Raw genomic sequence first — 13,074 nt, 5'->3', positions numbered from 1 at the left:
AGCTTTTAATAGTCTTTTATCGCCGATTTTTTTAAAAACAATATCCAAGTTACGCAACAAATAACTTGGATATGCTTGGAATTTTTTGTGTGAGGCGATTTATTATTTATTAGCGTCTACTTTAATTTTGAACAAATCTATAAACTTTGCACCCGAGGTAACCGCGGCCATATAGGCAATCGGTAATGGAACTGCTGCTTCCGGTGTACCACTAATAGAAAGTGATTTTGGATTATGAAGAAAAATTTCTATTTGTTCCGACGTAGATTTTATAAATTCGGGATCATCAATTTTAGCACCGATCAGCGACCAACTTTCCAGAATTTGTTTTATAAAATCATCACGCGTTACGGTGTTCTGTTTTGCGTAGTAATCAAGTATCCGGTTAACGAGTGAATTATCTTCATAACGTAGGTTTATATTACCAATTTTTAGTTGTTGTACAATTCCCAAAAGAATCAACGTTTTAGCGTTATCATCGTCTGTCTGATTTGAAGTCTTTTGCTGTTTTGCATTTTGTATTTTATAGACGTTATTGATTAAATCTTCTGTAATTCCATCCAGATTTATACTGAATTCCAATTTCCCGGCGTTATCGATCGTAATCTCGTTATGGTCGGCAACAAATTTACCGTTATCGCTATCCCAATTTGCATGAAAATTTAAAGAACCGGATAGTTTGTCATATCCAAGGTCTTTTATCCATTTATACTCAACAGGTTTGTAGATCTTATCAGGCTCGTAACTGAACGATTTTACGCTGTGAACGAGATCCATACGTTTTCTGTCGGGTTGCCAAAGATATATTGCCTTGAGAGCTTCGACATTCAGAAATATCTGATCTTGATAGGACGAGTAAATCTGCCCGATAGCCAAGCTTTCATACGGGAAATATAAAAATAAAGGATCTTTGTTTTTTCCCGATACAAGCCTGATTTTATCAATAGAAATATCTTTTAGATTGAATGTAACCTCGGAGATCGTGCCTTTGAGCGCAGGGATCGAAACATTTTCTGCGTAATAATTTCCGTCCTGATCCTCTGTTACATTTTTAAAACGCAAGCTGTCAATTTTATCAAAAACTATGGCAGCAGTAGGGCTCACATTTTCGTCCGGCTCTTTTGATTGTTTGTCCGAAGGAGAAGATTGATCTATTTGGTCTCCGATATTACGTTCTCCCTGAACCTTTATTGTTACATCGCGCAAAACAATATCATTGCCGTCTGCTTCAGACTTTGTTGAAGAAATCGATAGACCTTCGGATTTTGCACTCTCTTCTAAACGGGAAGTGAAAGCATTCGGATCGACGGCCCAAGCCGATATCGGAACTGTCGTCATTGTTAAAAGAGCTAATGTCGATAGTGTTAATGCACTTTGAAATCGTCTCATCAGAAGACACCTTTTTTATTCAGTCATATTCGGTTTGGCTTTTACCGATCAGTTGGTAATCGTTATCATAGTTAAGTAAAAACGAAAACAAGTCCACCGCTTGCGGTGGATTCACCAAATTGCTATTCAACAACTATGTCAAGTAAAGTGATTCGATTATCCGAAAAAGATCATATTGAACCCATAGAACTGCGCTCTGCTTTGCAAGAGCGCTATTTGGCTTATGCACTGTCAACAATTATGGATCGCGCTCTTCCGGACGTACGCGATGGGTTGAAACCTGTTCATCGTCGTATCCTCCACGCAATGCGCCTGTTGAAGCTCAATCCGGATCAGGCTTATGCAAAATGTGCGCGCATTGTCGGCGATGTTATGGGCAAGTTCCACCCACATGGCGATTCGTCTATTTATGACGCGCTTGTGCGCTTGGCACAGGATTTTGCGGTGCGCTATCCGCTTGTAGACGGGCAGGGTAATTTCGGCAATATCGATGGCGATAATGCGGCTGCTATGCGTTACACAGAAGCACGTATGACGGCGGTCGCGACATTGCTTCTTGATGGTATAAACGAAAATGCAGTTGATTTCCGTCCCACCTATAATGAAGAGGATGAGGAACCAGTCGTATTGCCATCTGCTTTTCCAAATCTGCTGGCGAATGGTTCTTCAGGAATAGCCGTCGGAATGGCAACCTCCATTCCACCCCATAACGTTGCCGAGCTTTGCGATGCCGCGACATATTTGATTGCACATCCCGATGCGACGAATGACGATCTCGTCAAATATGTAAAGGGTCCGGATTTTCCAACCGGAGGGATTCTCGTCGAGCCTCAAGAAAGCATTCGTGAATCTTATAAGACCGGACGCGGTGTTTTTCGTTTGCGTGCACGTTGGCACAAGGAAGAGGGAAGCCGTGGCACCTATTCTATAGTTGTTACAGAAATTCCCTATCAGGTACAAAAATCGCGGCTTATCGAAAAGACGGCCGAACTATTGCTTGCCCGTCGCTTGCCGATGCTTGACGATATACGCGATGAATCGACAAAAGATATCCGTATTGTTCTGGAGCCGAAAACAAGAACTGTCGATCCGGAATTATTGATGGAATCCATTTTCAAGCTGACAGATTTCGAAGTGCGTGTGCCGCTTAATCTGAACGTTCTAACTCTCGGAAAAATACCGAATGTCCTTTCTTTGGGGCAGGCACTACAACAGTGGCTTGACCATCGGAAAGACGTTCTCGTTCGTCGGTCCAGATTTCGTCTTGACGAAATTAAGCGGCGTCTCGAAATTTTGGAAGGCTATCTCATTGCTTATCTCAATCTGGATGAGGTTATCCGGATTATTCGCGAAGAAGACGAGCCCAAGAAAAAATTGATGACGAGCTTCTCGCTAACGGAAAATCAGGCAGAAGCAATCCTGAATATGAGATTACGCTCGTTACGTCGGCTTGAAGAAATGGAAATTCGCAAAGAATTTGATGCTTTGAAAGCCGAAGAAAGCGATCTAGATGCTCTCTTGCAATCCAATACAAAGCAGTGGAAAGCAATAGCTGGTGAAATTGCAAAAGTTAAAAAAATCTTCGGTCCTGACACAGCTTTAGGTAAAAGACGTACCACATTCGAAGATGCTCCCGATCATGATGTTAAAGACATAGAACAGGCAATGATCGAAAAAGAGCCGGTAACGATTGTTATTTCCGAGAAGGGCTGGCTAAGAGCACTAAAGGGACATCTTTCAGATTATTCCACCCTTACCTTCAAAGAAGATGACAGGTTGAAAATCGCATTTCCTGCGATGACAACCGATAAAATTATTGTCATGAGCACCGGCGGGAAATTTTTCACCATTGCTGCCAATTTACTGCCAGGTGGGCGGGGGCATGGTGAACCTATCCGCATCCTAGTCGATATGGATAATGACGAAGATATCTTGACGGCATTTGTTCACGTGCCCGATCGAAAACTTCTGCTTATTTCTTATCATGCGAACGGTTTTATCGTTTCTGAAAATGATGTCATTGGAACGACGCGGAAGGGTAAGCAGGTCATGAATGTAAAATTGCCTGACGAGGCAAAATTATGCCTGCCCGTTGACGGTGATCATCTCGCGATCGTTGGCGAGAACAGAAAAATGCTTATCTTTCCTCTTGAACAGATATCGGAAATGACACGCGGTAAGGGAGTGCGCTTGCAACGCTATAAAGATGGTGGAGTGAGTGATGCAGTTACCTTTAAATTGGAAGATGGTCTCACATGGCATGATACTGCCGATCGTACCTTTAGCCGTAGTGCAGCAGATTTGATAGAATGGCAAGGAACGCGCGCCGGAGCAGGGCGGATGGTACCGAAGGGCTTCCCGAGATCCGGAAAATTTTCCGGTTAGCTCCAGAATAGCCCCAAACCTTCTATTCATTAAGTGAAGACGGAAAAATGTTATTTTTCTGTCTTCTAGAACGTTTTTTTAAAGTTATTTATCAACCACGACCACGATAATTGGAAACGTTCTGCTCGGGAATCCAAACGTCCTCAGGCGTTTTTCCTGTTTGCCAGAACACATCAATCGGTATGCCACCACGAGGATACCAATACCCTCCGATGCGCAACCAATGGGGTGACAAAAGTTCCACGAGGCGACGTGCTATCGTGACCGTACAATCTTCATGAAAAGCGCCATGATTACGAAAAGACCCCAAATAAAGTTTTAGCGACTTGCTCTCGACCAGCCATTCATGGGGCACATAATCAATCATCAGATAAGCAAAATCCGGTTGGCTTGTGATAGGGCAAAGTGACGTAAATTCAGGTGCTGTAAAGCGGACACAGTATTTTACATCGGCCTGAGGATTGGGAACGCGCTCCAATACCGCTTTATCAGGAGATTCCGGAAAAGGTGTCTTTTTTCCTAATTGCTTTAGATTCTCGTAAATAGAATGATCGGATGCCATTGAATTGTCCTTGAGGCAAAGTTAATTTAGTAAGGGATATTAACGAAGCTTTTTCGCTTTGTTGCGATTGACTGCTTTAATCCAGAATGAATTGTCCTCATATATTGTTGGATCATCTACACCCGCCAAGGCAAAGGCCTCCCGCCGTTCAACACAAGTCCCGCAACGGCCACAATGATGTTCGCCTCCTTTATAGCATGACCAGGTATCGGCAAAAGGAACGTTATATTTCACTCCATCTTTTACAATTGCCGACTTATCCTGATCAACATAAGGGGTTAGTAATCGACATTGTCCTTCCAGAGATAATTGTTCCATTTTATTGAATGCATCGATAAAATCTGCACGACAATCGGCGTAAATAAAATGGTCTCCACCATGTACGGCAATCGCGACGCTATCTCCGTGTTTTGCTGCTGCAATAGCGAACGCTATTGAGAGGAAGACAGCATTTCGATTGGGAACAACAGTCGATTTCATGTTTTCCTCGGCGTAATAACCATCAGGAACGGCGATATCATCTGTCAGTGAAGATCCGGAAAGATTTTTTCCAATTGCCGATATATCAATCGGATAATAGTCGACTCCAAGCCGTGAAGCACATTTTTGAGCGAAAACCAGCTCTTTCTTATGCCGCTGGCCATAGTCGAAGGAGATTACGCCTTTGAGGCTTTGTTCATGGGCAAGGCGATAGGCAAGTGTGACGGAATCCAGTCCGCCTGAACAGATAAGATAGGTTTTCATTTTGTCCCTTGTTTTAAAAAACCGGGTGGGCTGCGACCGGTATATGCCCTTGCTACCAAAGGCGCCGAGAACTGTAAAGCCCGTCAGTTTTTTCCGCTTTTTATTCGTTCCATAAAATGTTCAAACCGCGCATAAACTTTAAGATTTTTCTTTGTATTGACCGAAGGAAAGTAGGTTCTAACCTTCAAAGCGGATTTTTCAGATATACCGTCTATTATAACAACTTCTTCCTTGCCGTTGCGATAAGCCAGAACCAAATTCCAGGGGTTAAGGTCATATAAAACGACATTGGTTTGTTTCACCCCATTCTCGAATTCATCCAAAGCAGTGCGGATCTTACTAACATCTTTAGCAACCGGTTTAGCGTAGTCGTTGTTCTTGTCCTTTTCCGCTTTAACAACCAATCCCCAACCAAGATCGGTTTGCTGGAGTGCGACGACCGTAAACATGTGAGGCTGAATGCTTTCCGCATGGGGATTGATGCGCACAATTTCAAACAATTCATGCATGTTGACAGAGTTAGCGCCCAAAGGCTTGAACCGCTTTTTCCATTCCGGTACTTGCTTTGTTTTCGCTATCCATTCCGGTCGCAAAACCTTCACTAGCAAATCGGGGTTGTCGGGATGAATGAAGACCAAGCGTGCATTCCCCTTGAATTTCGGTTCACGCCCCTTCAGTTCAATCATCTCGTTCAGCATATGGACTTCCTCGCAGGATTAACGTTTTCTACTCTTTTGTTAACTTCCAGCCGTGTGATGTCAAATGTTCTTGCGGTTGGTAACGCGACTTATATTCCATTTTTCGGGATCCGTTCACCCAGTAACCGAGATAGACATAAGGAAGACCAAGTCGTTTTGCCCGTTTGATGTGATCGAGAATCATAAAAACGCCAAGAGAAGACCGTTTTTCCTCCGGTGAAAAAAATGAATAGACCATTGATAATCCGTCTTCTACTTTATCGGTCAATGCACCGGCTAGTAGTTTGGCCTTGTCATCTCCCTCTTCCCCGTTAGACGGCTTCTGCCGATATTCAATGAGCGATGTTTCGACTTCCGTGTCTTCGACCATCATTTGATAGTCCTGAAATGTCATCTTGCTCATTCCACCATCGTCATGGCGTATTTCGAGATAATGTTTGAAAAGCAGATATTGCTCGACCGTTGCCTTGGGAGGACGGACCTGACCAACCAGTTCGCGGTTTTTCTTGACAATTCGTTTCATCGTTTTGTCTGGGACGAAATCTTTCACGACGATACGAACGGAGACGCATGCATTACAGCCATCACAAACCGGCCTATAAGCAATATTTTGCGATCTCCGGAACCCGCTTTGCGTCAAGACAGTATTTTTTTCTATTGAATATGGGCCGACAAGATAGGTAAATACTTTTCTCTCCAAACGTTTGGCCAAATACGGGCAGGGCGCCGGAGCTGTCAAAAAAAACTGTGGTTCGTCTTTATCACTAGTTGCCATAATTATCGCATTACGAAAACACCACACAACTTTTTATACTGAAAACTATAAAGCTTGCCTCTATCATTCATCAAAACAAAAGAGCTTGTCAAATAACAACTCTAGCGCAATTTCTAGACAATCATTCCATAAAGGTCATAATCATCAGACTGTTCGATTTTTACCGTTACCAATTCTCCGGTCCGGATTGGACGACGAGATGTCAAATGTACAACGCCATCCACTTCAGGAGCATCATATTTTGTACGCCCGATGCCTTTATGTCTATCACTTTCGTCGACAAGCACCTGTAACCGTTTACCGATTTTTTTCTTCAGAAGTTGTGCGGAAATTGTTTTTTGATGTGCCATAAAACGTTTCCACCGACTTTCCTTAATTTCCTCAGGAATAATTTCCAATCCTAGGTCGTTAGCCGCTGCACCTTCTACAGCCTCATATTTGAAGCAGCCGGCACGATCTATTTTTACCTCACTCATCCAGTCCAGAAGCAATTGAAAATCTTCTTCCGTTTCGCCCGGAAAACCAACAATGAATGTTGATCGCAAAGCAATATCCGGACAGATAGAACGCCATTTTTCAATGCGTTTATTAATTTTTTCAAGATGTGCCGGGCGCTTCATATTACGAAGAACCGTAGGAGAAGCATGCTGGAAAGGAATATCGAGATATGGCAGTATCTTGCCCTCGGCCATAAGTTCAATGACGTCATCAACATGGGGGTAGGGGTATACATAGTGCATACGGATCCAGACACCCAGCTCTCCAAGTTCTTTGGCTAGATCATAGAAACGGGCCCGCACCGAATGGTCTTTCCAGACACTTTCGCTATATTTCAAATCTTGCCCGTAAGCACTCGTATCCTGCGAAATGACCAGTAATTCCTTTACGCCAGCTTGTACCAGTCTTTCTGCTTCTCGTAAAACGTTTGACGCTGGTCGCGAAACGAGCTTTCCTCGCAATTGGGGAATAATACAGAAGCTACAATGATTGGAACAGCCTTCGGATATTTTTAAATAAGCATAATGACGCGGTGTCAAACGAACGCCTTGCGGTGGAACAAGATCAACAAAAGGATCATGGACGGGTGGAGCAACCTTATGGACCGCTTCCATTACGCTTTCGTAAGCTTGTGGTCCGGTAATAGCCAAGACGTTCGGATAAGTTTTGGTCACTACCTCAGGTTCTGCACCGAGACAACCGGTCACTATGACCTTACCATTTTTGTTCAAAGCTTCACCAATATTGGCGAGCGATTCATTACGTGCAGAATCGATAAAGGCGCATGTATTGACGATCACCAGATCGGCCCCGTCATGTTTGGGAGCGATCTCGTAACCTTCAGACCGTAATTTTGTTATGATGCGTTCAGAATCTACCAGTGCTTTAGGGCACCCCAAAGATACAAAACTGACACGTGGAGCTGACATATTATTTCCTGCAAATATACGAAATTCTAAAACACGTTTTGTGTTGGCCTAATCTCTTTTACTAAAAAGGCAAGCCCCTAACGCTGAAAACACCATAAACATCATGGTCCAAAACAATCAGTCCTTGTTATTGGACATCACGACATCACCGGACTGCCACAAAGACGCATAAATTCGTACCAAATTTCAAGCTTTTTTGCCAAATTTCAAACTTTTTTGTTTGAGCAACCAATTTGTTCATAATTCCTGAATGAGACGTAATCCCTGTGTGAAACATCACTGTCAAAACCGGTCATTTTAAACCGCTTTGACAATCCTCAATATAAGCTTCCGACGATCATCAATTTTAAACAGTGTGTGCCAGATGGCGTCGTTAATGAGCTGAATTATGATAATCGATGTCGCCTTATCAAACCGTCAATAGCGTCGTATCAACCCGACGAGTTTCCCTTGAATTTTGATACGGTCAGGACCGAATATTCTTGTTTCATAAGCCGGATTGGCTGCTTCAAGAGCAATTGAGGCGCCTTTTCTTCTATAACGTTTCAACGTTGCTTCCTCGTCGTCAACGAGGGCAACAATAATTTCTCCCGGATTTGCGGTGTTTCCACGTTTGATTATCACCGTATCGCCATCAAAAATTCCGGCATTGATCATGGAATCCCCTTTAACTTCAAGAGCGTAATGTTCACCGCTCCCAACCATATCAGGAGGCAATGAAAGCATGTTGGTCTGGTTTTGAATGGCCGAGATAGGAACTCCTGCAGCAATACGCCCCATAACCGGAACATTTACGTTGGCTGCCGGACCGCTTTCGCCGTCATTGAGCTCTTTCGCAATGATATTTTTAAAGGGTTTGTTTTTCGTGCCTTCTATGACATTTGGAGAAAATTTACGCACAGTATTTATAGGAGGTACCATGGATTCGGGCAGTTTCAGAACTTCCAAAGCACGTGCGCGGTTGGGGAGGCGACGAATGAAGCCACGTTCTTCCAAAGCTGTAATCAACCGGTGAATGCCCGACTTCGATGCTAGATCCAATGCTTCTTTCATCTCGTCATATGAAGGGGGAATACCGGTTTCTTTTAGGCGGTTATGAATAAACAGAAGCAATTCATACTGCTTGCGGGTTAACATAAAACTCTCCAATAACACGAATCAATGAGAAACAAAACCAGAACATACACTATATGTTCTATTAATGTTCTACAAGCATTTAAACGTTTTTCACGCGCGATAAATTATAAAGTGGAAGTTTGTCCTGAAACAACTGGCTGGTTTTATCCATAATCCAATTGTTTTAACTTCAAATGGATAGACGATATAAACGGTCATAAATAAGCAAATGCAACAGTGTGCAATAAACTAAAATGTTTGGTCGAAAGTTCTGTTTGAATAGGATTTCGCTCGACGCCGATGAGAATTTCACTCTCCAAGCGTCTTTCGTTGTGCATTTAGATATCCTCTTAACAAAGATTGCTCAACTGATTGATTTTTCTATAAAAATAGAGCCTGATATATCGTGTCGAGCTGCGAGCGATATACGAATTGTCTTTTCATTGAAAAACCTTGCAAGCCCAATTGATCAGAGGCTCGCCTAGGTAATTTCATGCCGACGAGTTTTTACTCCTCAGATCAGTCAATTGAATGTCCTGATGGGCAACTGGCGACGAGCAAGTCTGAAATAATTGCGCCGGAACTACCCAGAATAATAAGTTTTAGCACAGCTTCGGTTTTGTCTCGGCTAATCCGCTTTGTTCATTCCAAACTTCAAAACAAAGTGTATTCTGCCGATCGGCAATCTTTGTAAGACCAAACCGCGAAAATGGTCGGTTCTTACAGTTATGTAAAATTAGGTTAAATGCTAAAAATTCCTGCCTTCAAACGTCATAATTAAAACTTGATGCGCATGATTTTCGAAAGGTCTAAAGGGAAGGGGGCAAGCGTCAGTTCGTATCAAAAGCTCGTCAAACACTCAATTATTAGCACCCCTATCTTCTATTTCGGGCTTTATATATCATAAAATTGTCTGTCTATCGCTCATACCCGCCTCATCGAAGGTGGATAGTCTCATTGCCGATTTTCATCGTATTTTTTGCTTGTAAATTTATAATTGTTCGAAATTACGGTCTTCAAGAGTTCGGACATTAATTCACGGATCAAGCCGCATTGATTTGTTATTGGCGTTGCTGCAAATTTTTGAAGAATCTGAAATGTGTTAGGCAATGAATACCGTGTCCCAATCATAATCGCGGATTTGTAGAGCATCTACTGTTACGTCCTCCAACATTTGGCCCTGGCGGTGCGTTCAAACAGCGATGCCGATAACGCATCGAATTATCTTTGGTTGGTCCAAATTCTGTTACATGTAAAATTCACATAAAGTGCCAATCTGTCTTTGTCGCCCCGGTTTTCGTGAACGTCGAAATCGGCGTTCAACATAATCGTTTATGCCTGATAACCCAAACTTCTCAAAAATTAATGAGAAACAAAATTAACGTGTAATTTGCCTTATTACCGTGCATTTACCTTGTATCTTACATCCCGATTTCTTACACAAAACCTGAAACAGCTTTGAGACGGGCACAGCGCGTAAATTTGTGGCGAGATGGTAATCAATAAAAAGCTCAATTATTTTCGGGGTTTTTATTGCAGATTTGATCAACAATCAGCTTCCCCGTCTCTCGTGCCCGATATAAAAAAGTTCCATAATATATCTTATGCAATAAACAGACAAACAAGAGAACAATCTTCTGGCACATAGTGATTACAGCACGTTGACAGAAGCCGCGTAGTTGTTACGGCTGTTTGATAAGCCAAATAATGGTTCCGACATGTCGATAGCAATTGCAAGATAAATCGGAAAAAGCCAAAACGACGTGTCATAACGACGTGATTATGTTGGCATGACTAAAACATCAGAGTACCGAACCTACATTTTTTCTAATATACAATGGTTACTACCGCAACATCCGTATAAGTTCCCTCAGCGATTTTTTTACTAGGCTGAGGTTGCACCTGCCCTGTAAAAAATGATCCATTGTGCCAGTGTGTGCCCAGCGAATTTTATCGGCTCTTGCTCAATAAAGATTTTTCCCGCATCAGAAATTAAGAATAACTCAAAGGGTATATTATATCCCGAAGCCGATTTCATTCGGCGTTTTCCAGCTAGTCCATTTTGTCCCATGTTGAATATGAGAGTATAAGATATGGGGGCATTTTGTAGACTATTGAAGTTATTAATAATAATCGACCCATTATATGTAATAAAATCTATTATCGTAATATAAATAAACGATATGAATATTGACGATTTCTCTTTTTTCGAAAAAGAGTAAAACAAATGACAATGCGCCATAATACAAATTCTCGAATGTTGTTTTTTTACAATAAAAATTTTAAATGTAATTCATAACAATGAAATCGCGGCACCCTCACCCCATCTTTATCGGAGTATAACTGTAACATTCAATATCTAAAAAACCGGGTAATCTTGAAAACATAAAGTCCGTTTTCGGTCGGTTATATTAGCTAGCAAGGCACTGCTAAATGGCAATTTTCTAAAGGCTTGAGCCTATTGCGTAATGTAGCCGGATGGATGTCGACCATGGAGGTTCGCAAGAAGGAGAGCAAAAATATTCGACAGTCTCCCGAATGAAGATGCAAAATATGAGTTAAAATAACCACGAGATCTGAAACAGAATTGGGACGGTGGGTGTTATTTTTCTGCAGAGGTTAATTGGATGACTTTTACCGCTTTTAAATGAATTTACGAAAAACCTTTTCATCAAGCAATCGGTAATAACAATCGAAATATTGCTATCAAGGGACATAACGAAAAATATTGGCCTGTCAGTAAAAGCCTTATTTATAGAACAAGACCTTCTTCTGACCGATCTAACAATTTGCAATTTTATTGTTCGCAATTTATATGCGTGCAATCCAACATCGAGATTACGAAAATGACACTTCGATCATTCCAGAGATCGACTCCTATGGCGCTCCTTTCAGCACGTGAAGCGATTATGGAGTATCTCCGGCCGCATTTGAGGAATTTCAATCTAACAGAACAGCAGTGGCGCGTGTTGCGAACCTTAACGGCAGTCGATGAAATTTCTACCACCGACTTGGCTGACGCTACTGTCATTCTGGGTCCTTCGCTCACACGCATTTTACGTGATCTTGAAGACAGGAAACTGATAAAAAGGTGGACTAGCCCGGAAGACGGACGACGTTCAATGGTAATGATAAGCAAAACCGGTTCCGACCTCATCGGGGAAGTCGGGGTTGGTTCCGAAGTGATATATAACGAAATAAGTCGGGCTTTCGGCCGAGAGAATTTGTCAGAATTGCATAAATTGCTTGGTGAATTTATAGAAAAAGCTAAACTGGCTGGTACCATTATCCATAAAATATTGGAAGAAAACGCTGGCCAGCCCGAAGAAAAGTAGCTTACCGATTTTGAGTTTTGTTTTCCGACAAGGAAATATCGTTAATCCAGTCGGTAGTCATCCTCTTTCTCGTATCTGGCTGGTTCTTCAACTTCTATTAGTCAAGCGACATAACGGCATTTACCTGCCCTGTTCCGGAAATAGCAAAGAGTTCGGTAACAAACTCCGCTTTCCCTTTGTAGGTTTCTCCACCTAATACGCCTAACATCATAGACGTGTCATGCATAGAACCTTCGCCAAAGCAGACAAGAGAATATTGAGAAGCTTTCGCAATAATTTCAAGATCAACCTGTGAAATCACATTGAAAGCCGTTCTTCCATCATCTGCGGCTACCGAATGGTCATTGACTTGGTTAAGTACTCCATCACGACGAAACCGTTCAAAATCTTTATTCGCCTTTTCAATCCGCTCTCTCAGTGTATTTTTGCCATCTGTCCTCTACCCTTGCTATGCATTATTTTTCAAACGTGAACGGATGGAATTTTCTTTCGGAAAGCGTTTTTATTGATTTTGTTAATCTCGAATGAAAGCGTGAAATTTGGTTCGCTAAAAAGCTCGGCGCAAAATTTGCTTGCAACTAGAAAATTTTGTTACCGGCATTAATGATTTGTTGCTTTGTGTGCCCTGCTCCGATGCCTAGCG

Annotated in this window: 10 protein-coding genes; 2 read left to right on the top strand and 8 right to left on the bottom strand. The window is 42.2% G+C overall.

Annotated features, from left to right (window positions below; translation table 11 throughout):
* Positions 1-102 precede the first annotated feature (102 nt).
* Positions 103-1,389, bottom strand: coding sequence for a hypothetical protein (locus H3S83_RS07110; protein ID WP_198239281.1), 1,287 nt, complete (start codon positions 1,387-1,389; stop codon positions 103-105).
* Between the two features lie 135 nt (positions 1,390-1,524).
* Here H3S83_RS07110 and parC point away from each other — a divergent pair, with 135 nt between their 5' ends.
* Positions 1,525-3,774, top strand: a complete 2,250-nt coding sequence (gene parC, locus H3S83_RS07105; protein WP_198239280.1) for a DNA topoisomerase IV subunit A — start codon at positions 1,525-1,527, stop codon at positions 3,772-3,774.
* A gap of 91 nt (positions 3,775-3,865) precedes the next feature.
* Here parC and queF read toward each other — a convergent pair whose 3' ends face one another.
* The 6 genes from queF to lexA form a co-directional block, all read right to left on the bottom strand.
* Positions 3,866-4,336 (bottom strand): preQ(1) synthase, encoded by a 471-nt coding sequence (gene queF / locus H3S83_RS07100; protein WP_198239279.1) that lies wholly within the window; start codon positions 4,334-4,336, stop codon positions 3,866-3,868.
* A gap of 39 nt (positions 4,337-4,375) precedes the next feature.
* A complete protein-coding gene (gene queC, locus H3S83_RS07095) occupies positions 4,376-5,080 on the bottom strand; it encodes a 7-cyano-7-deazaguanine synthase QueC (protein ID WP_198239278.1) in 705 nt (234 codons plus the stop codon).
* A gap of 83 nt (positions 5,081-5,163) precedes the next feature.
* Positions 5,164-5,778 carry a YrbL family protein gene (locus tag H3S83_RS07090; protein ID WP_198239277.1) on the bottom strand — a complete coding sequence of 205 codons (615 nt, stop codon included), beginning with the start codon at positions 5,776-5,778 and terminating at the stop codon, positions 5,164-5,166.
* Between the two features lie 28 nt (positions 5,779-5,806).
* Positions 5,807-6,553 (bottom strand): arginyltransferase, encoded by a 747-nt coding sequence (locus tag H3S83_RS07085; protein WP_198239276.1) that lies wholly within the window; start codon positions 6,551-6,553, stop codon positions 5,807-5,809.
* Between the two features lie 113 nt (positions 6,554-6,666).
* The gene (rimO, locus tag H3S83_RS07080) at positions 6,667-7,980 is read right to left on the bottom strand and encodes a 30S ribosomal protein S12 methylthiotransferase RimO (protein WP_198239275.1); all 1,314 of its coding nucleotides are present in this window, start codon (positions 7,978-7,980) and stop codon (positions 6,667-6,669) included.
* A gap of 417 nt (positions 7,981-8,397) precedes the next feature.
* The gene (gene lexA, locus H3S83_RS07075; protein WP_077971517.1) at positions 8,398-9,117 is read right to left on the bottom strand and encodes a transcriptional repressor LexA; all 720 of its coding nucleotides are present in this window, start codon (positions 9,115-9,117) and stop codon (positions 8,398-8,400) included.
* Between the two features lie 2,825 nt (positions 9,118-11,942).
* Here lexA and hpaR point away from each other — a divergent pair.
* Entirely contained in the window at positions 11,943-12,431 is a 489-nt protein-coding gene (gene hpaR, locus H3S83_RS07070) for a homoprotocatechuate degradation operon regulator HpaR (RefSeq protein WP_078040382.1), read from the top strand.
* Between the two features lie 97 nt (positions 12,432-12,528).
* Here the strand turns inward: hpaR and H3S83_RS07065 are convergent, their stop codons facing one another.
* Positions 12,529-12,732: a hypothetical protein gene (locus H3S83_RS07065; protein WP_198237348.1), complete on the bottom strand. Its 204-nt coding sequence runs from the start codon at positions 12,730-12,732 to the stop codon at positions 12,529-12,531.
* Positions 12,733-13,074 lie beyond the last annotated feature (342 nt).

Source organism: Bartonella sp. W8122 (assembly GCF_016102485.1).
Lineage (GTDB): Bacteria > Pseudomonadota > Alphaproteobacteria > Rhizobiales > Rhizobiaceae > Bartonella > Bartonella apihabitans.
This window is presented reverse-complemented; position numbering and strand designations above follow the sequence as displayed.